The 22397-nt window shown below is 63.3% G+C and carries 20 protein-coding genes; 11 read left to right on the top strand and 9 right to left on the bottom strand.

Features of this window, described 5'->3' with window-relative positions; translation table 11 throughout:
* Together trpD and WBA38_RS00805 are read right to left on the bottom strand one after the other, a co-directional pair.
* The coding region (gene trpD / locus WBA38_RS00810) for an anthranilate phosphoribosyltransferase (RefSeq protein WP_424321825.1) at positions 1-1056 on the bottom strand (1056 nt) is incomplete at its 3' end.
* Positions 1057-1066: 10 nt separating this feature from the next.
* Positions 1067-1546 (bottom strand): hypothetical protein, encoded by a 480-nt coding sequence (locus WBA38_RS00805; protein ID WP_424321824.1) that lies wholly within the window; start codon positions 1544-1546, stop codon positions 1067-1069.
* A gap of 170 nt (positions 1547-1716) precedes the next feature.
* Here WBA38_RS00805 and WBA38_RS00800 point away from each other — a divergent pair, with 170 nt between their 5' ends.
* From WBA38_RS00800 to WBA38_RS00780, 5 genes are all read left to right on the top strand, one after another.
* Complete coding sequence (locus tag WBA38_RS00800) at positions 1717-2328, top strand: cytochrome c oxidase subunit 3 (RefSeq protein WP_424297040.1); 612 nt, start codon at positions 1717-1719, stop codon at positions 2326-2328.
* 78 nt (positions 2329-2406) lie between these two features.
* Positions 2407-3342 (top strand): c-type cytochrome, encoded by a 936-nt coding sequence (locus WBA38_RS00795; RefSeq protein WP_424297037.1) that lies wholly within the window; start codon positions 2407-2409, stop codon positions 3340-3342.
* Positions 3339-4490 (top strand): ubiquinol-cytochrome c reductase iron-sulfur subunit, encoded by a 1152-nt coding sequence (locus tag WBA38_RS00790; protein ID WP_424297036.1) that lies wholly within the window; start codon positions 3339-3341, stop codon positions 4488-4490. Before WBA38_RS00795 ends, WBA38_RS00790 begins: the two co-directional genes overlap by 4 nt.
* The gene (locus WBA38_RS00785; protein ID WP_424297034.1) at positions 4487-6106 is read left to right on the top strand and encodes a cytochrome b; all 1620 of its coding nucleotides are present in this window, start codon (positions 4487-4489) and stop codon (positions 6104-6106) included. Before WBA38_RS00790 ends, WBA38_RS00785 begins: the two co-directional genes overlap by 4 nt.
* A 240-nt stretch (positions 6107-6346) precedes the next feature.
* Positions 6347-7294 carry a hypothetical protein gene (locus WBA38_RS00780; RefSeq protein ID WP_424297032.1) on the top strand — a complete coding sequence of 316 codons (948 nt, stop codon included), beginning with the start codon at positions 6347-6349 and terminating at the stop codon, positions 7292-7294.
* A 253-nt stretch (positions 7295-7547) separates the two neighbouring features.
* Here WBA38_RS00780 and WBA38_RS00775 read toward each other — a convergent pair whose 3' ends face one another.
* Positions 7548-7964 carry a cytochrome c oxidase subunit 4 gene (locus WBA38_RS00775; protein WP_424297031.1) on the bottom strand — a complete coding sequence of 139 codons (417 nt, stop codon included), beginning with the start codon at positions 7962-7964 and terminating at the stop codon, positions 7548-7550.
* A 6-nt stretch (positions 7965-7970) separates the two neighbouring features.
* Positions 7971-9056, bottom strand: a complete 1086-nt coding sequence (locus WBA38_RS00770; protein WP_424321823.1) for a cytochrome c oxidase subunit II — start codon at positions 9054-9056, stop codon at positions 7971-7973.
* Positions 9057-9411: 355 nt separating this feature from the next.
* Here WBA38_RS00770 and asnB point away from each other — a divergent pair, with 355 nt between their 5' ends.
* The gene (asnB, locus tag WBA38_RS00765) at positions 9412-11337 is read left to right on the top strand and encodes an asparagine synthase (glutamine-hydrolyzing) (protein ID WP_424321822.1); all 1926 of its coding nucleotides are present in this window, start codon (positions 9412-9414) and stop codon (positions 11335-11337) included.
* Positions 11338-11431: 94 nt separating this feature from the next.
* On the opposite strand, the gene WBA38_RS00760 is transcribed toward asnB, so the two are convergent.
* The 3 genes from WBA38_RS00760 to WBA38_RS00750 all read right to left on the bottom strand — a co-directional run bounded on the left by WBA38_RS00760 (position 11432) and on the right by WBA38_RS00750 (position 14051).
* The gene (locus WBA38_RS00760; RefSeq protein ID WP_424297028.1) at positions 11432-12403 is read right to left on the bottom strand and encodes a carbohydrate kinase family protein; all 972 of its coding nucleotides are present in this window, start codon (positions 12401-12403) and stop codon (positions 11432-11434) included.
* A 98-nt stretch (positions 12404-12501) separates the two neighbouring features.
* Positions 12502-12849, bottom strand: a complete 348-nt coding sequence (locus WBA38_RS00755) for a HesB/IscA family protein (RefSeq protein WP_424297027.1) — start codon at positions 12847-12849, stop codon at positions 12502-12504.
* A 122-nt stretch (positions 12850-12971) separates the two neighbouring features.
* Positions 12972-14051, bottom strand: coding sequence for a glycerate kinase (locus WBA38_RS00750; protein WP_424321821.1), 1080 nt, complete (start codon positions 14049-14051; stop codon positions 12972-12974).
* Between the two features lie 84 nt (positions 14052-14135).
* Between WBA38_RS00750 and WBA38_RS00745 the strand changes: the two genes are divergently transcribed.
* From WBA38_RS00745 to WBA38_RS00735, 3 genes are read left to right on the top strand one after another with little or no spacing between them, the layout of a single operon-like run.
* Complete coding sequence (locus WBA38_RS00745) at positions 14136-14825, top strand: DUF3043 domain-containing protein (RefSeq protein ID WP_424321820.1); 690 nt, start codon at positions 14136-14138, stop codon at positions 14823-14825.
* A gap of 3 nt (positions 14826-14828) precedes the next feature.
* Complete coding sequence (cobT, locus tag WBA38_RS00740; RefSeq protein WP_424321819.1) at positions 14829-16580, top strand: nicotinate-nucleotide--dimethylbenzimidazole phosphoribosyltransferase; 1752 nt, start codon at positions 14829-14831, stop codon at positions 16578-16580.
* A gap of 7 nt (positions 16581-16587) precedes the next feature.
* Positions 16588-17394 carry an adenosylcobinamide-GDP ribazoletransferase gene (locus WBA38_RS00735; protein WP_424293109.1) on the top strand — a complete coding sequence of 269 codons (807 nt, stop codon included), beginning with the start codon at positions 16588-16590 and terminating at the stop codon, positions 17392-17394.
* 68 nt (positions 17395-17462) lie between these two features.
* Here WBA38_RS00735 and WBA38_RS00730 read toward each other — a convergent pair whose 3' ends face one another.
* Together WBA38_RS00730 and gcvT are read right to left on the bottom strand one after the other, a co-directional pair.
* The gene (locus tag WBA38_RS00730; RefSeq protein ID WP_424293110.1) at positions 17463-18569 is read right to left on the bottom strand and encodes a branched-chain amino acid aminotransferase; all 1107 of its coding nucleotides are present in this window, start codon (positions 18567-18569) and stop codon (positions 17463-17465) included.
* Positions 18570-18639: 70 nt separating this feature from the next.
* Positions 18640-19749: a glycine cleavage system aminomethyltransferase GcvT gene (gcvT, locus tag WBA38_RS00725; protein WP_424321818.1), complete on the bottom strand. Its 1110-nt coding sequence runs from the start codon at positions 19747-19749 to the stop codon at positions 18640-18642.
* 96 nt (positions 19750-19845) lie between these two features.
* Here gcvT and WBA38_RS00720 point away from each other — a divergent pair, with 96 nt between their 5' ends.
* Both WBA38_RS00720 and WBA38_RS00715 read left to right on the top strand, forming a co-directional pair.
* On the top strand, positions 19846-21408 hold the full coding sequence (locus tag WBA38_RS00720; protein ID WP_424293113.1) for a leucyl aminopeptidase: 1563 nt from the start codon (positions 19846-19848) through the stop codon (positions 21406-21408).
* 243 nt (positions 21409-21651) lie between these two features.
* Positions 21652-22397 (top strand): biotin/lipoyl-containing protein (locus WBA38_RS00715; RefSeq protein WP_424321817.1); only part of this gene is annotated, 746 nt, incomplete at its 3' end.

Raw genomic sequence — 22397 nt, 5'->3', positions numbered from 1 at the left:
GGCGCTCCACCGGTCGAGCAATTCGCTGGCGCGACCGGAATCGATCACGTCCGCAACGCGCACCAAGCCGTCTCGCATTGCCTCGTTGAACTCCTCCTGCGACATCAATGCCTGCTGTTCAAAAGCCACGACTGCCGCCGCCGCGTTCAGCAGCACCGAATCCCGAACGGGGCCCGCGGTGCCGGCGAAGAGGTCACGCGCCACCTGGGCATTAACGACCGCGTCACCACCTTGAAGCGCCGACAGTTCGACGAGTCCGATTCCCAGGTCGCGCGGGTCAAGTTTCAGATTGCCGACCTCACCGTTCACCACCTGCCACACCGTCGAAGTGGTCGTCGTTGTTAGCTCATCGAGCCCGTCATCGCCGCGCACCAGCAGCACCCGGTTTCCACGTTCGGCGAATGCTGCTGCCAGGACCGGTGCCAGGTCACTAAACGCGCATCCGATAAGCCCGGCTTCGGGCGCGGCCGGATTCGTCAACGGCCCCAGAACATTAAAGACGGTGGGGATGCCAATCTGACTGCGTGGCGGCCCGGTAAAACGGAAGGCCGGATGGAACACCGGCGCAAAGCAGAAGCCGATCCCAACCTCGGCGACGCATGCTTCCACCGCTGCTGGCTTCAACGTGATGGCAACGCCCAGTGCTTCCAATACGTCGGCACCGCCGCTCTTCGACGATGCCGCACGGTTGCCATGCTTCACCACGGGGATCCCTGCCGCCGCAACAACCACCGAGGTCATCGTCGAAATATTCACCGTGTGCGATCGGTCGCCACCGGTACCGACGATGTCGATAGCCGCGCCATCGACGCGAACGCGGTTAGCGAGGGCCAGCATCGCCTCCGACAGACCGCGCAACTCTGCCGCCGATGCGCCCTTCATCTTGACGCCGACGCCAAATGCGGCGATCTGAGCGCCCGTGGCCGCATCGGACATGATCTCGCGCATCGCCCACGACGCTTCGTCGACGCTGAGATCAATCCCGTCGGTAACTTTGCCCAGCACGTACGGCCAGGTGTAGGCGGAATCAGAACCGGTTGCGTTGACTGCAGTCACGCGAACCAGACTAACGGGCACGCCTCTTCTTCGTCACCGGAGTATCCGCGTCGGGTCCAGCCGACGAATCTGCTTGCAGTACAGCCCACCCCAGAACGCGTCCGGCCGCTCGCGAAGCGACGCTGCCCATCCAGGCGCGTTCCCGCGACAGACTCAAGGCATCGACACCCATCACCCGGGCCAGAACAACCACGGCGTGCCCAGCGTCAGCTACCGTTTCGACTCCGAGCGGGCTCCGAGCGCTGTCATCGACGCGGTAGTCGTCGCCCGCACACCGTGCGACGACCCCATCGACTGCGGACTCCGGCAACGACAGCACCATCCGCAACACCACCGGAACCTGCTCGGTGAACCCGGCCTCGGTCAACACCGTCGAACTTGCAGAGGTCTCATCGGTACTCGACACCGTGACAACCAACGTCGGATCCCCAATCGCCGGTAACGGGGGCGCCATCGCCCGTCCACGCCACGGAAGCCGCAGAGAAATCATCAAGACACCTCCCGCAAAGTCATCATGGGCCACACAATAACGCTCATCGGAGTCTCAGGACACGCCGGTATCCTTGAAATCGTCGTCTCCCACCTGCGGATATCCGACGAGTTCCATCAATTTTCCGACCCGAGTGGTCATTGGTTACTACGAACCGTCATACTTCTCTTGTGACTAGCGCTGTGGGTAACTCAGAAACCGCCATCACCTCACGCGTGCACTCGCTGAACCGTCCGAATATGGTCAGCGTCGGCACCATCGTGTGGTTGTCGAGCGAATTGATGTTCTTCGCTGGCCTCTTCGCGATGTATTTCGTCGCGCGGGCCAACGCTGCGGACGGTTGGCCTCAGCCACCGACGCATTTGAACCTTTGGCTCGCCGTACCGGTGACAACAATCCTGATTCTTTCGTCGTTCACCTGCCAGGCTGGCGTCTTCGCCGCCGAACGCGGTGACGTCTTCGGGCTTCGTCGTTGGTACACGCTGACACTGGTGATGGGCACCATTTTCGTAATCGGCCAGGCCAGCGAGTACGTCGCGATGGTCAGCGAGGGCACCACGCTCTCGTCGAGCGCCTACGGTTCCGTCTTCTACATGGCGACCGGATTCCACGGACTGCACGTCATCGGCGGTCTTCTGGCCTTCGTGTTCCTGCTGATCCGTACCCGCCTGTCGAAGTTCACTCCTGCTCAGGCGACCGCCGCCATCGTCGTGTCTTACTACTGGCACTTCGTTGACGTCGTGTGGATCGCCCTGTTCGTCGTCATTTACTTCATCCGGTAGCCCCCGGCGGCCGAAGATCCGGTCATAGCCCACCGGTTCAAAAACAACCAGTCCAAACCGCTTAGTAGAGAGTCACAGATGAGATCATCTCCACCGAGTTCGCCGGAAGGCTCTGACGCCGCCGACAACTCCGAACAGCGAAGCTCGACCGTCGGATCAGACAAGACCGCAGGCGCACGCGCCAAGTCGCGTCGCAAGCTGCGTCGTCGCGCAAGCGGCACGATCTTCCTGCTCCTCGGCCTTCTTGCTGCCGGCCTCATCGCCGCCCTGATTTCGCCCAAGCCGCAGGTTGCCACCGCAGACGATAAGAGCGTCAGCTCCGTCGCGGCAGGCAAGCAGCTGTACGACACGTCATGCATCACCTGCCACGGTGCCAACCTCGAAGGCGTCAAGGACCGCGGTCCGTCGCTTATCGGTGTCGGCGACGCGGCCGTCTACTTCCAGGTCTCTTCCGGCCGTATGCCTGCCGCGCGCAACGAAGCACAGGCTGCCCGCAAACCCGCGAAGTTCACCGAGGCTCAGATCGACCAGCTCGGCAGCTACATCCAGGCTATGGGTGGCGGCCCCAGCGTCATGTACGAGAAGGACGAGAGCGGCAACATCGTGTACAAGGACGGCTTCCCCGTCCTGGCGATGGACTCGCTCCGCGGCGACAACATCGGTCGCGGCTCGGAGCTGTTCCGCCTCAACTGCGCTTCGTGCCACAACTTCACCGGTCGTGGTGGCGCACTCTCGAGCGGTAAGTACGCTCCCCCGCTGACGGACGTCAACCCGCAGCAGCTTTACACAGCCATGCTGACCGGTCCGCAGAACATGCCTAAGTTCTCGAACCGCCAGCTGTCGGTTGAAGAGAAAAAGGACATCATCGGCTACGTCCGCTACGTTGACTCCGCTAACCCCAGCGGTGGCTATGGACTAGGCGGATTCGGCCCGGTTTCTGAGGGCATCGTCATGTGGGTCGTCGGCGTGACCGCGGTTGTCGCCGGCGCAATGTGGATTGGATCACGAAATTGAGCGACTCGAGTAAGGACGTCCCGTCCGACGACCAGCTCGCCGCTATGTCTCGCGACGAGAAGGTCAGGCTTGGGACCAACTTGGACGGGGTGGAGATCATCCACCGCGCCGAGCGGTTCCCCGAGCCCGGTACCAAGGCTGAGAAGCGCGCCGAGTTCGCTGTCGCGATCTGGTTCGTGCTCTCCGGAATCTTCGCCATCGCAGGCCTGGTCCTGTTCATCTGGAACGAGTGGGAATTCCGGATGCCAGACGAGGCAGGCTACTGGGCGTACACGTTCTACACCCCGCTGCTGGGCGTCACCTTCGGACTGTCGATTCTGGCATTCGGTTTCGGCGTCGTTCAGCTGACCAAGCGTTTCATCCCGGCTGAGATCTCGGTCCAGGAACGCCACGACGGCGGTTCGTCGGAGGTCGACAAGCAGACGATCGTCGCTGAGCTCGACGAGACGTTGGAGACCACCACTCTCCCCCGTCGCAAGATGCTTATTGGCTCGGCAGTCTTCGGCATCGGCGCATTGTCGGTTGCTGGTGGCGTCGCCGCACTCGGAGGCTTCATCAAGAATCCCTGGGCCAAGGGCGATGACTCCGAACTGTGGCACACCGGTTGGTCCCCGATCTACAACGAGACCAAGGGCGAAACCGTCTTCATGCGTCGCGACACCGGCAACCCGTACCAGGTTGCTCTCGTCCGGCCCGAGGACCTCGACGCCGGCGCCATGGAAACGGTGTTCCCGTGGCGCGTATCGGACGGCTACGGCGAGACCGAAGAGTCACGTCACAAGCTGCTCGAAGGCCTGCGCAACGTCCACAACCCCGTCATGCTGATTCGCCTGCGCCCGTCCGATGGCCAGCGCGTCATCAAGCGTCGCGGCCAGGAGAGCTTCAACTACGGCGACTACTACGCGTACACGAAGGTCTGCAGCCACCTCGGTTGCCCGACGTCGCTGTACGAGCAGCAGACCAACCGAATCCTTTGCCCGTGCCACCAGTCGCAGTTCGATGCGCTGCAGTACGGCAAGGCGATCTTCGGACCGGCGGCACGTGCGTTGGCACAGCTGCCCATCACTGTAAACAACCAGGGCTACATGGTCGCCGGTGGCGACTTCCTTGAGCCCGTCGGACCGGCATTCTGGGAGCGTAAGTCATGACGATCGCTGACCGCCTCGCCACGCAGGCAGAGGGCGTCGACTCGCGGTACCACCTAGCGCCGGGTCTTCGCCGCCAGATCAATAAGGTCTTCCCCACCCACTGGTCGTTCCTTTTGGGTGAGGTCGCGCTGTACAGCTTCATCATCCTTTTGGTGTCGGGCACGTACTTGACCTTCTTCTTCGACCCGTCGATGGCGCACGTCGTTTACGACGGCGCTTACCAGCCGCTCAATGGCGTCACGATGAGTCGCGCCTACGAGACCACCCTGAACCTTTCATTTGAGGTTCGCGGCGGGCTGTTCGTACGCCAGATCCACCACTGGGCAGCACTGCTGTTCGCTGCGTCGATCATCATCCACATGATGCGCATCTTCTTCACCGGTGCGTTCCGGCGCCCACGTGAGGCGAACTGGGTTATCGGTTGCTTCTTGCTTCTGCTGGCCATGTTCGAGGGCTTCTTCGGATACTCGCTGCCTGACGATCTGCTCTCGGGTACCGGTGTTCGTGCCGCAATGTCGGGCATCGTCCTGGGCATTCCGGTCATCGGTACGTGGATTCAGTTCGCGCTCTTCAACGGCGACTTCCCGGGCGACATCATCATCCCGCGGCTGTACGTGCTGCACATTCTGATCTTCCCGGCAATCATCCTGGGTCTGATCGGCGCGCACTTGGCTTTGGTTTGGTACCAGAAGCACACGCAGTTCCCCGGCCCCGGCCGCACCGAGAAGAACGTCGTTGGCGTTCGTATTCTCCCGGTGTTTGCCGCTAAGGGTGGCGCGTTCTTCGCGATCATCACCGGATTGCTGGCGCTGATGGCGGGTGTCTTCCAGATCAATGCCGTGTGGAACATTGGCCCGTACAACCCGGGTCAGGTGTCGGCGGGTTCGCAGCCAGATATTTACATGATGTGGACGGACGGCTTCGCCCGACTGATGCCGCCGTGGGAGCTCTACCTCGGTAACTACACGATCCCCGCGATCTTCTGGGTTGTCGTTGTTATCGGTGTCATCTTCGGGTTGCTGTTCACCTACCCGTGGATCGAGAAGAAGCTCACCGGCGACAACGCGCACCACAATCTGCTGCAGCGTCCTCGTGACACTCCGGTTCGTACCGCTGTCGGTGCCATGGCCGTCGCTTTCTACGCCATCTTGACGATCAGCTGTATGAACGACGTGATCGCGCTGAAGTTCCACATCTCGCTGAACGCGACAACGTGGATGGGCCGCATTGGTCTCCTCGTGATTCCGCCGCTGGTGTACTTCATCGCTTACCGTTGGGCGCTCTCGTTGCAGCGCAGCGACCGCGAGGTGCTGGAGCACGGCATCGAGACGGGCATCATCCGCCGTCAGCCGAAGGGCGAGTACATCGAGATCCACCAGCCGCTCGGCCCGGTTGACGAGCATGGTCACCCGATCCCGCTGCCTTACGAGGGTGCTCCGCTGCCGAAGCGGATGAACAAGCTCGGATCGGCCGGCTCGCCCGGTACCGGCTCCGCGCTTATCCCGGACAGCCCCGAAGAACAGGCACTCAACGAGCAGCTCGCTCACGAGCGTCACCTGGAAGAGAAGAAGGCTCTCATCCAGCTTCAGGAAAAGGGCGGCGACCCGTTCGCCTAAGGTCTGCAGATCTAACGAAAGAGCCCGCCTCGCATTCGCGAGGCGGGCTCTTTCGTATCTTCGCCCGTACCGCTCCCCTCCCCCACAGAACCACCCCTGCCCCCTTTCCCCCTTTTCTGTCACGATTCGACCAGACCATCACCGATCACCCCGTTTGGTGACGGTCTGGTAGGGGCACGACGACGATTCGTGACAGAAAAGTTGACGCGCGCTGACGGTTTGTGACGAGCCGCGATAATCGTGGCACTCACAGGGCCTTCGCTCTCCGGTATTGCGCAGGCGCAGCCGCAGTCGAGTCCACGAGCTCAGCCAGAGACCATCCAGGCCAAGTACGGCAAGGCTGGGCCTTGGGAGGTCTCCACACGCGAGGGCGCCGGATGCTGCGACGCGGCGGGCCAGAAGTTCGACGTGTGGTACCCGAAGGACCTCGCGGGTAACGGCACTCCGCGGCCGGTCATCACCTGGGGCGACGGCGCTAATGCCGTTCCGCAGCAGTACGACTACCTGCTCACCCACCTAGCCTCGTGGGGCTTCGTGGTGGTTGCCGCCCACAATAGGAACACTGGATCGGGCCAGGAGCTTCTCGACGGCGCACGGTTTGCGCGGACGCAGAACGCGAAGCCGTCGAGCATCTTCTACAAGCGTCTCGACACCGACAACGTTGGTGCGATGGGCCACTCGCTCGGAGCGGTGGGCGCTATCAATGCGGCTGCGAAATCGAACGGGCTCATCAAGTCTGCTATCCCCATTGAGCCGCCAGGTCAGATCGGCTGCGGACCGAAGCAAGCGGGCGCGCTGTGCTCCGAACCGGACAAGATCACCGACGTCTCGATGCTGTACATCAACGGAACGAAGAGCTCCATGCCGCCGGCGAACCAGGCGAAGCCGGTTCGCGAGATTGGTATCGCCTCGCTGCGCGCCTATTTCGACATGACTCCACATTCGGTGAACAAGGCGATGGCCACCGCCGTCGGCCTCAAGCACAACGACATTCAGGGGCAGCCGAGCTGCACACCGGACAATTTTGAGTGCGTCGTCGGCGTGAAACCGTATCTGGGACTGCTCACCGCATGGAATATGGGTGTGTTGGCGGGCAATGCACGTGCATTGTCGGCATTTACCTCCAACACGGGCGAGTTCTACAGCTACAAAGACTGGGCTAACCAAGCCAGCAACATCACCAACTGAGGCTCTCCCCGACGGACAGTCACCGATCAGGTCGATATCAGTGACTGTCTGTTGTGGTTATCGCACCTCTTTGGATTATGACACTATGTCGCAACCTGTTGCCCACAACCAGAGTGGGTGCGGTAGTGACAAACGGTGCGACGGCAGCCGGGCAATGCGCGCACCCACCCGAGAGGGGAAAATACAGATACGCAAAACAAAGCCGCCCCTGGGGCTCCCAGGGGCGGCTTTGGCGGATCTCAGTGCAGTTGCGTCAGTGCTTCTCGGGTCCGACGTGGTACTCGAAGACCAGGCCAGCAACACAGGCCACGATGATCGGCACCACACCGACCGCGAACCACCAGTTGGCGGATGCAAAACCGATGGCGAACAGCGCGGCCGCACCGGCGATCAGGATGGGCCAGTAGCTGTGCGGCGAGAAGAAACCAAGTTCGCCAGCGCCGTCTTCAATCTCCGCGTCGTCGAAGTCCTCCGGGCGGATCTCCACCCGTCGAGCGACAAACCGGAAGTACGTACCGGCAAGGAGGGCGAGCCCACCGGAGAAGAACATCGCCGTAGCGCCTGCCCACTCAACACCGGTCCGGTAGTAGAACGTAGCGATCGTGTACACCACGCCGACCACGAAGAAGAAGAGAGCGATTACTTCAAAGATTCGAGCTTCGACCTTCATAGCGTCCTAAACCTCCGGGGTGCAGCCAGCAATAGTGGTGTTGCTCTTATCGCCGAGGTTCTCCGGGGTGGTCCCGTTGTGGACACGGCGAGTATCGAACGGCACCGTGGTCACCGAATCAGGAACCTGGCACACTGCCTGCAGCGCCTGGGCGTTGCTGGCGTCCGGGTGGCCTTGACGGAACTTGATGTAGTTCACGAAGGTTTCCGGGCTAACCGCACGGATCTCGAAGTTCATCATCGCGTGGAACGTGCCGCACATTTCTGCACAGCGTCCAACGAAGGCGCCTTCACGATCGATCTTGGAAACCTGGAACGACGGATCCTGGTGGTTCTGCTCCGGGAACGGCATCACGTCGCGCTTGAACAGGAACTCCGGAACCCAGAACGAGTGCACGACGTCGGCGGCAGCCAGATTGAACTGAATGCGCGTGTTGGTCGGCAGAACCAGAATCGGGATCTCCGAAGAGGTACCGAGGGTCTCGATCTTGTCGTAGGCAAGGTAGTTGCGGATGTCAGCGGAACGACCGCCAGCGGCGCCGAGGACTTCCTCCTGCTTACCGTCAGCTTCGCGGTACTTCTTGATCTGATCCTCGAACGGAGCACCCTTGACCGAGTCGGTCTTCGGATTAACCAGCTGGTTTCCGTCGATGGTGACCGAGTTGTAGCCGAACTTCCAGTTCCACTGGAAGGCGGTCACGTCAACGGCGACGGCCGGGTTATCTTCCTTCTTTTCGACCGTGTTTTGCACGACGACAGTGAAGTAGAACATCACGGCGATCAGCACGAACGGAATGGCCGTGTAGGCCAGTTCGAGCGGAACGTTGTAACCAGTCTGCCGCGGGATCTCCTCTTCGGCAGTGGTGTTCTTCTTGCGGCGGTGGAAGGTGATGGTCCAGAAAATCAGGCCCCACACCATCGCGCCCATGGCCAAGGCGGCAATTACCGACCAAGTCCAGAAGTTACGCATTTCCTGGCCCTCTGGGGTGATGCCTTCGGGCCATCCGAATCGCAATGCTTCTTCAGCACTGCAACCGGATGTCATCAGGACACCGACGCCGAGAACCGCAAGTCCACCTAGCCTCTTGATCATGCGAGATCGAGAGCCCTTTCGTCGCGGCGACGGCTGTACACCGTTCGTCAATTTCACGCCTTCCTGCTGGCAGGGAGCTGTTCATCAAGGTCTGCCACGACGAGCAGACACTCCTCGCAGCAATTCTTGCACCTAGTACTACGCAGCGTAGACCAAGACGGGGAACTGTTCATGATTGGGGTTCGTTGTTTTGCAGACATTTTTTGGCGACCTGCACATTCGCGGCAATGCGGGACGTGTTTCGTCACTCATCGCGGTGCGCCGGGGTCGCGGCCGGTAGGGCATCTGCGGCATAGTGGAACGGCCCGCGCCTTCGCGCGTGACGTCCGTACCTGTGAAATGAGGCCCTAACACCGTGTGTGGCTTGCTCGGAATTCTGACCAGCGACGGTTCGGCGTCGACTACGACCGACCTTGTCGCTTCAGCGGCAACTTGTATGCGGCACCGGGGTCCCGACGATTTGGGCACCTGGAACGACGACGACCTGGTGTTCGGTTTCAACCGTCTGTCGATCATCGATATCGAGCACTCGCACCAGCCGTTGCGGTGGGGCCCGCCGGAGAGTCCCGGGCGATATGCGCTCGTTTTTAACGGCGAGATCTACAACTACTTGGAGTTGCGCGCCGAACTTGAGCGCGATCACGGTGCCGTCTTTGAGACCGAGGGTGACGGTGAGCCGATCGTCGCGGGGTTCCACTACTGGGGCACCGAGGTGGTCAAGAAGCTCCGCGGCATGTTCGGGTTCGCAATCTGGGATACCCAGAACCGCGAGCTGTTCTTGGCACGCGACCCGTTCGGCATCAAACCGCTGTACCTGGCGACCAGCCCCAAGGGCACCGCTTTCGGCAGCGAAAAGAAGAGCGTTCTGGAATTGCTCGACCGCCTCGAGTTGTCAAAGGACCTCGACGATCGAGCAATTGAGCACTACACGGTTCTGCAGTACGTCCCGGAGCCCGAGTCGCTTCACAAGTCGATCACGCGACTGGAGTCGGGCAGCTATGCACGACTGCGTCCCGGCACCGCCCCGGAAACGACCCGCTACTTTATCCCCCGCTTTAACGTTCGACCGTTCGCCTCGGCCGGCGACCAGAAGCGATACGACGAGATCGCGGACGTGATGCGCGATTCCGTGGCCAAGCACATGCGTGCCGATGTGACCGTCGGTTCGTTCCTGTCGGGCGGTATCGACTCGACGGCGATCGCGGCGCTGGCAATTCAGCACAATCCGAACTTGATCACGTTTACCACCGGCTTTGAGCGTGGCGGGTATTCCGAGATCGACGTGGCAGCAGAGTCGGCCGAGGCCATCGGTGCCCGTCACATCACGAAGGTTGTGACCCCGCAGGAGTACATCGAAGCCCTCCCGAAGATCATCTGGTATCTGGACGACCCCGTCGCGGACCCGGCTTTGGTGCCGTTGTATTTCATTGCGGCGGAAGCGCGCAAGCACGTGAAGGTGGTGCTGTCGGGTGAGGGCGCAGACGAGTTGTTCGGCGGCTACACCATCTACAAGGAGCCGTTGTCGCTGAAGTCCTTCGACAAGCTCCCCCGCGGTGTCCGCCGGATGGCAGGCAAACTGTCCGAACGTATCCCCGAGGGCACACGCGGCAAGAGCCTGCTCCATCGCGGCTCGCTGACGCTTGAGGAGCGGTACTACGGTAACGCCCGCAGCTTCGACGACGCCCGCTTGCGGGCCGTGCTGCGGAACTTCCGTGAGGAATGGATGCACCAGGACGTCACCGCACCGATCTATGCGATGAGCGAAGGCCTCGACCCGGTGGCCCGCATGCAGCACCTGGATTTGTTCACGTGGCTGCGCGGCGACATCCTCGTCAAGGCCGACAAGATCACGATGGCAAACTCCCTCGAGTTGCGCGTTCCCTTCCTCGACAAGGAAGTCTTCGCGGTTGCCGAACAATTGCCGTTCGACGAGAAGGTCAGTCACGGCACCACCAAGTACGCCCTCCGCAAGGCCCTGGAGCAGATTGTGCCCGCGCACGTGCTGCACCGGAAAAAGTTGGGGTTCCCGGTGCCGCTGCGGCATTGGCTGGCCGGTCCGGAAATGTACGACTGGGCTTACGAGACGATCACCGCCTCCGACACCGACCACATTTTCAACAAGGCATTTGTTTTGGAGATGCTGCGCGAGCATCGGGCGGGAACGGTCGACAACAGTCGCCGTATCTGGACCGTGCTGTGCTTCATGATCTGGTACGGCATCTTCGTCGACGGCTCCGTGGTCCCGGAGATCGAAGACCACACGTACCCGGTTCGTCTCTAGCTTCCGACACCGACCGCTTCCGACACCGACAGGTTCTAAATGGGGCAAGCCCGGATTCTCAAGTGAGGATCCGGGCTTGCTTCGCTGAACTGACTTACAGGACGCTCTTGATCTCTGACGCTGCGTCTGCGCCGTAAGCAGCGGTCAGGCGGTCGACGGCCACATCGACGTCCCAGGACCATCCCTGCGTCGACTCTGACTCCAGGACCAAGGTGGCGACCATCGCACCGAGTTGCGCGGCGCGCTCGTATCCCAGGCCTCGCGAAAGTCCGGTGAGGAAACCGGCGCGGAAGCCGTCGCCGACACCGGTCGGATCAACCTGCTCGTTGACGGGCACAACACCGACGTGGGTGCGGGTTCCGTCGCGCTCAATGATGTCGACTCCCCCGCTACCGAGGGTGGTGATCCGAGTTCCGACCATTTGCGCAACCTGGTCGGCGCCCAGCCCGGTCTTCTGCTGCAGCAGGCCCCACTCGTACTCGTTTGTGAACAGGTAGCGCGCACCGTCGATGAGATCTTTCGCGGTCTCGCCGTCGAGTCGGGCCAACTGCTGCGACGGGTCGGCGGCGAAATCGATACCCTGTTCACGGCACGAGCGCGTGTGGCGGACCATGGCGTCCGGATCGTCTGCGCCGACGAGGACAAGGTCGGGACGACCGGTGGTGGCGAAGACGCTGGCGAGATCAATGTCGCGAGCTTCGCTCATGGCACCGGCGTAGAAGGTGGCGAGTTGAGCCATCGTCTCGTCGGTGGTGCACATGAAGCGCGCGGTGTGCTTGGTGGCTGAGCGGGAGACGCCACGGCAGTCGACACCGTGCTCAGCGAGGAACTTCTCGTAGTCACCAAAATCGCCGCCCGCGGCAGCCACCAGCAGCGGGTGTTCGCCGAGCTCACCAATCGCGTACGCAATGTTGCCGCCGACTCCACCCCGGTGAATGACGAGTTCTTCGACGAGGAAGCTCAGCGAGATGTGCTCGAGTTGGTCGGCGACCAGCTGTTCAGAGAACTTTCCCGGGAACTTCATCAAATGGTCGGACGCGACCGACCCGCAAACAGCAATAAACATTCATCCAACGCTACTGCGTCCACAAAACAACAAAGGTCGCGGCCCCACCCGACTGGGAAGTCGGTGGAGTCGCGACCTGTGTCGGTCGATCCAGCGATCTAGTTAAACGAGTCGCCGCAGGCGCAGCTACCAGTGGCCTGGGGGTTGTCGATTGTGAAGCCCTGCTTCTCGATGCTGTCGACGAAGTCGATGGTCGCACCCTGAACGTAGGGAGCACTCATCCGGTCGACGGCGAGCTTGACGCCACCAAAATTCGAGATCACGTCGCCGTCAAGGCTGCGATCGTCGAAGAACAACTGGTAGCGAAGGCCAGCGCAGCCACCGGGCTGAACGGCAATGCGCAGCGCGAGGTCGTCGCGGCCTTCTTGGTCCAACAGGGCCTTGGCCTTGGCGGCGGCGGTGTCGGTCAACAGCACACCGGTGTCGGTTTCGTTCTCAACGGTCATGGGCGCTCCTCATGTCGCCGGTCGCAGATGTCCTCGGCGACCAGATACGTAGTAATCGGCAAGAGCACTGGATTGAGACGACCCGGTGCACACCAACTGAGTCAACGGTACTCGCCATCGGCCTATTCCCGCATCTGCCCCTCAAGTTTTGCGACCTGAGTCGCTAACTCGGTAAGCACCTTCTCCGGCTCGTCCATCGATCGTTGCACCGACCCCGCGGCGTCGGACATCGAGTACGCCGCACGCACCCCGGCAACGTGGGTACCCGGCGACACTTGGCCGGCGATGACGACCACCGGCACGTCGGCCGAGTGGGCATCCGAGGTCACCGAAGCCACGACTTTGCCGAAGGCAGTCTGCTGGTCAAAGCGACCTTCACCAGTAATCACGAGGTCGGCGGCGGCGATGCGCCGGGCGCGATCAGTGGCGTTGCCCACCACGTCGGCCCCCGCTTCCCGCCGGCCACCAAGGGCAAAGAGCAACGCGCCGAGTCCGCCTGCGGCTCCGGCACCCGGCAGTTCGCGAACTGATGGCCCGTCCGCTTCCAGTTCGTCTGCCCACGCCGCCAATCGTGCCTCCAGTTCGACGATCGCGGCCGCGTCGGCACCTTTCTGCGGCCCGAAGACAGCGGCGGCACCGGCATCTCCGAGGAGTGGATTCGTGACATCGGTTGCCGCGATCAGCTCGATCCCTCGCAGCAGTGTCTTGGCGCGCGCCAATCCGCCGATCGCCTCCACCGCCCCACGACCACCGTCTGTGGTGGCACTCCCACCAAGTCCGACGACGATCCGCGACACGCCGGACTCCGCGGCCACACGCAAGAGGCTGCCTACCCCGGCCGTACTGGCCCGACGGGCCGTGTCAGTGTCAGCTTGTCGGCCGTCGGCGCGCACCAGGTGCAATCCGCAGGCTTGCGCGGTCTCGAGGTATGCGGTGCCGTCGACCACGAGGATCTCCGCGGTGGTCGCAGTACCCAGTGGCCCTGGCACGCTCACCTGCTCGCGGCGCCCACGTTCACCCATGGCTGCACTGAGCACATCGACAAAGCCCGGACCCCCATCCGACTGCGGTAGCAGCGTCAGGACATCGTCCGGACGGGCTCGATGCCATCCACTGGCAATCGCCCGCGCCGCGATGGCAGCACTCAGCGTGCCACCGAACTCGTCCGGGGCAATCACGATGCGTCGCACATGGCCAGTCATTACCGGTCACAGTATCGGCTGTGCTGGTGGAGCTGGGCTCGCCCGATGTCCACGTCTCGCCGTTGATCGAATAGTCTCGTAGTCGTGAAGTTGCCCTGGAAATCCGACGCCGACAACAGTTCCGAGTCTGATTCAGCCGCTGCCGCGACCGATTCGTCGAACGGCACCGACAAGGAGTCCGACGCATCAGCCACCGTGAAGGGCGGAGCGACGACACCCGGCAAGGGTCGTCCGACGCCTAAGCGACGCGAAGCCGAACGCCGCCGCGGACCGGTGGCACCGCCGCCGACCAACCGCGCCGAGGCACGCGCCCGCAAAAAAGAGCTGAAGTCGTCGATGACGAAGGCTGAGCGCAAGGAATTGTCGGCCGAACGTCGGCGTATTCGCCTTGAGCAGCGAGAAAAGATGATGGATGGCGACGAGAAGTTCCTCGCCACCCGCGATAAGGGTCCGGTGCGCCAGTTCGCCCGCGACATTGTTGACTCGCGACGCAACTTCGCTGGCCTGTTCCTGCCGTTTGCGATCTTCCTGCTCGTGGTGCTGATGGTGCCGGGGTTGGCGGTCATCGGAAACCTCGTGCTACTGGTGTTTGTCCTGTTCGTGGTCCTTGATTCGGTGTACCTCGGCTACACCGTCAACAAGCGGGTGCGTGAGCGCTACCCCGACACCACCGATACCGGCTTCAAACTCGGCTGGTACTCGTTCACCCGCGCGATGCAGCTGCGGATGATGCGTGCGCCTCGCCCGCAGTTCAAGCCCGGCGACAAGGTCTAACGGGTGCGCACACTGGTCCTCGGCGGTATCCGCTCGGGCAAGTCCGCGCATGCCGAACAACTCCTGAGCGGTGCGCCCCGTGTTCGATACATCGCGACCGGCGAAGCCCAACGCGACGATGCCGAATGGCAGGCTCGTCTCGACGCGCACCTCGAACGACGCGGCGAGCGGTATCGGACTGTCGAGTCCCGCGATCTGGTGGGGTTGCTGCGCGAACAACCCGCCGAACCGACGCTTATCGACGATCTCGGAAACTGGCTCACCGCTGTTCTCGACAGCGCGCAAGCGTGGGACCTGCCCGCCGGTGAGCTCCCCGCTGTGGCCGATCAGATCGACGAGTTGTGCCTGGCGATCGCGGCCTTCGACGGCGACCTTGTCCTGGTCAGCCCGGAAGTAGGCCTGTCGCTCGTTCCAGCGACGGCTGCTGGACGACGGTTCGCCGATGAACTCGGTCGGCTCAACGCCGCAGTGGCCCGCGTCTGCGACACCGTGCGACTCGTCGTCGCTGGACGCACCATCGATCTGCCGGGCGAGCCTGACGCGGCCGTCGCAGTTACCGCAGTTGCCTCAGTTTCTGTTGCCGCCCCGGTTCCTGTCACCCCGGCTCCTGTCACCCCGGTTCCGGCCGAACCCGCGACTCCGGTCGCCCCGGCCGAGCAGTCACCGGAACCTGCCCCCTCATCCGCGGTTGAGCACGGCGCCCTCGACGGCATCGACGCCGAGATCTTCCCGATCGTCGAAATGCCCGACCACGAGGTCGCCGAGCAAGCCCGCGCCCGGCAGTTGCAGTTGACCAAGCCCGCCGGATCCCTTGGCCGACTGGAAGACCTCGGTGTGTGGATGTCAGCGTGCCAAGGCGTGTGTCCACCCCGACCACTGACGGCACCCGCGATCGTCGTGTTTGCTGGCGATCACGCGGTCGCCTCCGACGGCGTGTCCGCCTATCCGCCCGAGGTCACGGCGCAGATGGTCGCCAACATCGCCGGTGGTGGGGCGGCCATAAACGTGCTGGCCCGTCGTGCGGGTGCCACGGTGCATGTTCTCGACATGGCGGTGCTGGCCGACACCGACCCTTACATTGCCCGCTACAAGGTGCGCAATGGCAGCGGCGACCTTCGGCGCGGTGAATCACTGACGATCGCTGAAGCCCGCAGGGCCGTTGCCGCTGGCCGCGCGATTGCCGATCAGTTGGTCGACGAGGGCGTCGACCTGCTGATCGCGGGCGATATGGGTATCGGCAATACGACGCCCGCATCGGTGTTGGTCGGCACCCTAACCGATCACGAACCGGTGGTTGTGGTGGGCCGCGGCACCGGGATCGACGACTCGACGTGGATCCGCAAAACCGCCGCCATCCGCGATGGCATGCGGCACGCACGGCGCTACCGTAACGAACCGCTCGCTCTGATCGCCGCGGTCGCCGGAGCCGACCTGGCAGCCATGGCTGGCTTCCTCGCGCAGGCCGCCGTCCGCAAGACCCCGGCACTCCTCGATGGATCCATCACGACCGCCGCCGCCCTCGTCGCACGGCAGTTGGCGCCGGGAGCAGAAGCCTGGTGGCAGGCAGGCCACGTGTCGACCGAACCGGCACATCGGTTCGCGCTCGAAGCCCTCGACCTCACCCCCATCGTCGACCTATCGATGCGTCTTGGCGAAGGCACCGGTGCCGCCGCCGCGCTGCCCCTGGTGGCATCGTCGATCGATGTACTGACCGATATGGCGACTTTCGACGAAGCCGGCGTCAGCGCAGGCTGATCGATCAGTGAGTAACCAACCACAGGTGGTCACGACGGCCGGGCGCGGGCTGCGTGGCATTCACGACGCTTTCAGTTGGCTGACAGTGCTCCCGCTCCCCCAACCGCGCGGCGAGTTCGACCGTCGTCGCGCCGCGACCATCATGGCGGCGGTCCCCACCGTGGGGATTGTGCTCGGTGCCGTCGTCGCCGTCATCGGCTGGGGATTGTCGTACACGCAGCTACCGAGCGCGCTAATCGGGACGATCCTCGTTGCCGTGCTCGGTCTCGGGACACGTGGGATGCATCTCGATGGCCTTGCCGATACCGTCGACGGTCTCGGCAGCTATGGCGATCACGAGCGTGTCCGACAGATCATGCGCAGCGGCGACGTCGGCCCCTTCGGTGCGGCCACACTGGTTTTGGTGCTTCTCGGTGAGGCACTCGCGTTTGGCGCGCTGATCGCTGATCACCGCTTCTACGCGATCGCCCTCGTGGTATTTCTGAGCCGCGCGGTAGTCCCGCTCGTGTGCCGTCGCGGAGTTAAGGCGGCACACGGCGATGGATTCGGCGCGATGGTCGCCGGATCGCAGCGGTTCTCCATCGCCGTCTGGTCGTTGATCTCGCTAGCCGCGGCCATCGCCGTCGGAATCAGTAATCCCGGCGACGGGCCGTCAGCGGTGTTGCTGCCGGTCGTCGCAGTGCTGGTGGCTGGCGTGTTCGCGTGGGCGTTCAGTCGTCACTGCATCCAGCGGAACGGTGGTCTCGCTGGCGACATCATCGGTGCCACGATGGAACTCACGACGGTTCTCACCGCCGTCGTCCTTCTCCTCTAACGCTTATCGCACCCCTTGTGTTTGTCGGATAGTGCGACAACACCGGGGTGCGATAAGAGTTGGTTTAGCTACGGAGCCTCGCGAAGCGTGGTCATCCATCCGTGAATGTCCTCGAAGGTGCCGCGCTGCAGTCCGGTGAGGGTGTCGCGGAGCGCCTGGGTCACCGGACCGGTGGTACCGTCGCCGACCAAGTAGTCGTCGGTATCGCTCTGGATCCGTCCGACCGGCGTGATGACCGCAGCAGTGCCGCAGGCGAAGACCTCGGAAATATCGCCCGAGCGGACACCTTCGCGAAGTTCGTCAGTCGAGATGCGACGCTCGTCGACCTTGTATCCGGCATCGGCGGCCAAGGTAAGCAGCGAGTCACGCGTAATGCCGGGCAGCAACGAGCCGCTAAGTTCCGGCGTCACCAGTTGAGCGTCCGAACCGGTCCCGTAGACGAAGAACAGGTTCATTCCACCCATCTCTTCGATGTAGCGGTGTTCAATCGCGTCCAGCCAAACCACCTGGTCGGCACCCTTGTCTGCGGCCTGGGCCTGCGCCAGGAGCGACGCTGCATAGTTGCCACCAAACTTGGCGGCACCGGTGCCACCCGGGGAGGCCCGCACATACTCGGTGCAGAGATAGACGCTGACCGGCTTGAGCCCGCCGCTAAAGTACGCACCGGCGGGAGAGGCGATCAACGTGTACAAGTACTGATCGGCCGGGCGCACGCCGAGGCTCGCCTCCGTCGCAATCATGAACGGACGCAAGTACAGCGACTCCTCGCCACCGGCGGCCGGAACCCACGCGTGATCGGCCTCGAGCAAGGCCTTTAACGACCCAATGAAGTCTTCGACGGGGATCTCTGGCATCGCCAACCGACGGGCTGAATTGTTGAGGCGGTCGGCATTCGCCTCCGGGCGGAATGCTGCGATGGAGCCATCGGGCTGCCGGTAGGCCTTGAGTCCTTCAAAGATTTCCTGCGCGTAGTGCAGGACCATCGCCGCCGGATCCAGCGCGAGCGGGCCGTAGGGAGTCACGCGCGCACTGTGCCACCCGCGTGCTCGGTCAAAATCTACGGTCACCATGTTGTCGGTGAAGTAGTTTCCGAAGCCCGGCGCGTCGAGAATCTCGGCGCGACGAGTCTCCGAAACCGGATGCGGATGCTCGGTACGGGTGAACTCCAAGGTCATGGAAATGATGGTACCGCCGACGGTCAACCGGGTTTTTGCCCCGGCCCGTCGACGGTACCGATACGACTACCTAGACGTGACTTTCGACGAACGGAGGCAGCACAACCTCGCAGGTCAGCGCCCGACCGCGCACATCGACGACAACCTCGGCTCCCTTCTTGATGCCGGAGTCGGTGTCGATGAAGGCAAGCGCGATGCCCTGCTTCAGGCTCGGCGAGAAGGTCCCGGAAGTGCAGATCCCGATCTGCGGACCGCCAGCTTCGGCATGCACGGTGCAGTCGGCGCGAGGCACACCGCGGCCGGTCGCCTTCAGTCCATAGATGCGACGCGACGGCCCAGCTTCGCGTTCGGCAAGCAATGCCTCGCGACCGAAAAAGGCGGGCTTGTCCCAGCCGACGGCCCACGACGACCGCGCCTGCACCGGGCTGATGTCGACGCTCAGTTCATGACCGTGGAGGGCGTAGCCCATCTCGGTGCGGAGCGTATCTCGTGCGCCGAGTCCGGCGGGTAGTCCGTCGCGCTCAGTGATCTCGGCCAGCAGCGCATCGAAGACAACTCCGGCGTCGTCCCAGCGCGGCAAGACTTCGTAACCGTGCTCTCCCGTGTAACCCGTGCGACAGACGCGGGTTTCAACTTCGCGACCGTCGATGGTGATCGTCGCATCACGGTAGGCCATGTAATCCATCTCGGTGGGCAGCCCGAGCGCGGCGAGGACCTCGGTCGACTTCGGGCCCTGCACCGCAAACACCGCGTAGTCGCGATGCTGATCGACCACGGTGATATCGGCGGGAGCCGCGGCTGCCAGTGCGGCAACGACCGCGGGGGTGTTTGCCGCGTTAGGGACGAGGAACACCTCGTCGTCGCTCACCAGGTAGGCAATCAGGTCGTCGATGACGCCACCGCGTTCGTTGCAGCACAGCGTGTACTGGGCCTTGCCCGGTTCAATCTTCCGAATGTCGTTGGTGAGCGTCGAGTTGATGAAGTCGGCTGCGCCGGGACCGCTGACGAGGGCCTTGCCGAGGTGGCTGACGTCGAAGATCCCGACGGCCTCACGGACCGCGGTGTGCTCGGCGACGGTTCCCGAGTACGAGACGGGCATATCCCATCCACCGAATTCGGCGAAGGTGGCACCAAGGGCAATGTGGCGATCGGCGATCGGGCCAGCGAGCAGTTCAGTCATGGCGTCCAGCGTATCGTCTCGCTCCACACGCTCTCCCGACGCTCGCCGTCGATCCGTCCTGTGGCGAAGGCCCGTCCTATGGCAGAGTTGACAGGCGTGAGCGCCAACGACTTCTCCGACCGCGTCCGCGGTCCCCGTATCGACCTAACCACTGCACTTTCGGCAGACGACGATGCCTTGATCATCGGCCTGATTGCGGCGTCGACCGACGACACCAACGAGGTCGCAGCCGACGCGGCTGCCGAACCGACCCTGTTGCTCGTCGACGATTTCCTCGACGACGCGGCCGCCGAATACCTCAGTTCGGCACTCAAGGCCGTTGGCGCATCCGGATCGGTGGGCGAGATTACCCGGCTGCCGGCGCCCGAGTCGCTGCCCGTCGGGCTCGTGCTGACCGTGGGGCTGGGCGCGGCCCCCGACGACGACGCCGAATGGGACAACGAGGCAATTCGGCAGGCATCGGGATCAGCAATCCGCGCCCTCGACGGTTCCGCGCGTGTCGTCAGCACCCTCGGTGCGGCCGGCCTGGCTGCCGCCGCCGAAGGCTCATACCTCGGTGCCTACCGCTTCAACGAACTCCGCACCGACAAGTCCAACTCGTCGAAGCCGGCCCCCGACACGGTCTTGCTGGCCGTCGACGCCAAATCGAAGCAAGCCAAGGCAGACATCGATCACGCGGTCATTGTTGCCGACTCGGTAGCTATCGCCCGCGATTTCGTGAACACGCCGCCCAACCTCCTCTACCCCGCCGAGTTCGCCGAACGAGCCCGAGTCCTCGGCGGCAAAGCTGGCCTGCGCGTGGAAATCCTCGACGAGGTCGAACTCGCCAAGGCTGGATACGGCGGCATTCTTGGCGTAGGCCAGGGTTCGTCCCGCAAGCCGCGTCTAGTCCGCCTGACGCACGAGGCCAAGGGATCCGACCGCACGGTCGCGCTCGTCGGCAAGGGCATCACATTCGACACCGGCGGCATCTCCATCAAGCCCGCTGCCGGAATGGAGCAGATGACCTCCGACATGGGTGGTGCAGCGGCCGTGATCGGCTCGGTGATCGCCGCAGCCCGCCTCGATGTACCCGTCACCGTTATCGCGACCGTGCCGATGGCCGAGAATATGCCGTCTTCGACGGCACAACGTCCCGGTGACGTCCTCACCCAGTACGGCGGCACCACCGTCGAGGTCCTCAACACCGACGCCGAGGGCCGCCTGATTTTGGCCGATGCAATTGTCCGCGCTTGCGAAGACAACCCGGACTTCCTGATCGATACCGCCACGTTGACCGGGGCACAGATGGTGGCCCTCGGAACTCGCACACCCGGTGTCCTGGGAACCGACGACTTCCGAGATCGGGTCGCGGAAATCTCCCAGGCGGTCGGCGACAACGGGTGGCCGATGCCGATGCCTTCAGAGCTTCGCAGTGACCTGAACTCGCGGATCGCTGACCTGGCGAACGTCACCAATCATCGGTGGGGCGGGATGCTGTCGGCCGCGATGTTCTTGCGTGAGTTCGTCAGCAAGGACCTTGACTGGGCGCACATCGATGTCGCCGGACCTGCCTTCAACGCCGGAAGCCCGTGGGGGTACACCGGAAAGGGCGGTACGGGTTCGCCAGTCCGCACCATTGTCGCCGTGATCGAAGACATTGCGAAGCAAGGCAAGTAGCAAAGAACGTGCTTAACCAGGCTTGCGGATGGACGGTCACGACCGTCAGTGGTGTCCGCGTTCACGGTTCAGCAGACTGCCCGGGACACAGTCAGCATTGGGAGTAGGCTGAGTCACGGGCGTCGGCCTACCAGGTCGACATCGCGCGATTCCGCACACGCTGGCGGACCCGCGTCACAACCACAGCATCGACCGATCGACCGAACAGTACAGTTCACGAGTTTGTTAGGGAGTCACATACAAATGGCCTTCTCTGTCGAGATGCCCGCATTGGGCGAGAGCGTCACCGAGGGAACCGTCACCCAATGGCTGAAGCAGGAAGGCGACACGGTTGCGGTCGACGAGCCGCTGCTGGAAGTCTCCACCGACAAGGTCGACACGGAAATTCCGTCGCCCGTCGCGGGTGTGCTGGTGAAGATCGTTGCCGCCGAGGACGACATCGTTGAGATCGGTGGGCAGTTGGCCCTGATCGGTGAAGCTGGCGAGGCCGTTGCCGACGATGCGTCCGCCTCCACCCCCGAACCCGCCTCCACCCCCGAACCCGCTGCCGCTCCCGAGCCCGAGGCCGCACCCGAGCCCGCTGCTCCGGAGCCTGCCGCTGCCGCCCCAGCCGCCGCTGCAACCGGCGTCGACGTGGTGATGCCGGAGTTGGGCGAGTCGGTCACCGAGGGCACTGTCACCAACTGGCTGAAGGAAGTTGGCGACACCATCGAGGTCGACGAGCCGTTGGTTGAAGTTTCCACCGACAAGGTCGACACCGAGATTCCGTCGCCCGCAGCTGGCGTACTGCTCGAAATCGCCGCCAATGTCGACGACATCATCGAGGTGGGCGGCAAGCTCGCCGTGATCGGTGATGCGAGCGTCGCGGCTCCTGCCGCACCCGCAACCCCGGCACCCGCCGCTCCCGCACCTGCCCCGGCACCCGCTGCCCCGGCGCCCGCACCGGCGGCTCCGGCTCCGGCCGCGGCTGCACCGGCTCCGTCCGCCCC

It is taken from the genome of Gordonia sp. (in: high G+C Gram-positive bacteria) (assembly GCF_049647785.1).
Classification (GTDB): domain Bacteria; phylum Actinomycetota; class Actinomycetes; order Mycobacteriales; family Mycobacteriaceae; genus Gordonia.
This window is presented reverse-complemented; position numbering and strand designations above follow the sequence as displayed.

Bases quoted from the DNA above. Each gene is read 5' to 3' on its own strand.
- WBA38_RS00805 (WP_424321824.1), bottom strand. From the start codon at position 1,546: ATGATTTCTCTGCGGCTTCCGTGGCGTGGACGGGCGATGGCGCCCCCG.
- WBA38_RS00795 (WP_424297037.1), top strand. From the start codon at position 2,407: ATGAGATCATCTCCACCGAGTTCGCCGGAAGGCTCTGACGCCGCCGAC.
- WBA38_RS00785 (WP_424297034.1), top strand. From the start codon at position 4,487: ATGACGATCGCTGACCGCCTCGCCACGCAGGCAGAGGGCGTCGACTCG.
- WBA38_RS00775 (WP_424297031.1), bottom strand. From the start codon at position 7,964: ATGAAGGTCGAAGCTCGAATCTTTGAAGTAATCGCTCTCTTCTTCTTC.
- WBA38_RS00770 (WP_424321823.1), bottom strand. From the start codon at position 9,056: ATGATCAAGAGGCTAGGTGGACTTGCGGTTCTCGGCGTCGGTGTCCTG.
- WBA38_RS00760 (WP_424297028.1), bottom strand. From the start codon at position 12,403: ATGTTTATTGCTGTTTGCGGGTCGGTCGCGTCCGACCATTTGATGAAG.
- WBA38_RS00755 (WP_424297027.1), bottom strand. From the start codon at position 12,849: ATGACCGTTGAGAACGAAACCGACACCGGTGTGCTGTTGACCGACACC.
- WBA38_RS00750 (WP_424321821.1), bottom strand. From the start codon at position 14,051: ATGACTGGCCATGTGCGACGCATCGTGATTGCCCCGGACGAGTTCGGT.
- WBA38_RS00730 (WP_424293110.1), bottom strand. From the start codon at position 18,569: ATGACCTTGGAGTTCACCCGTACCGAGCATCCGCATCCGGTTTCGGAG.
- gcvT (WP_424321818.1), bottom strand. From the start codon at position 19,749: ATGACTGAACTGCTCGCTGGCCCGATCGCCGATCGCCACATTGCCCTT.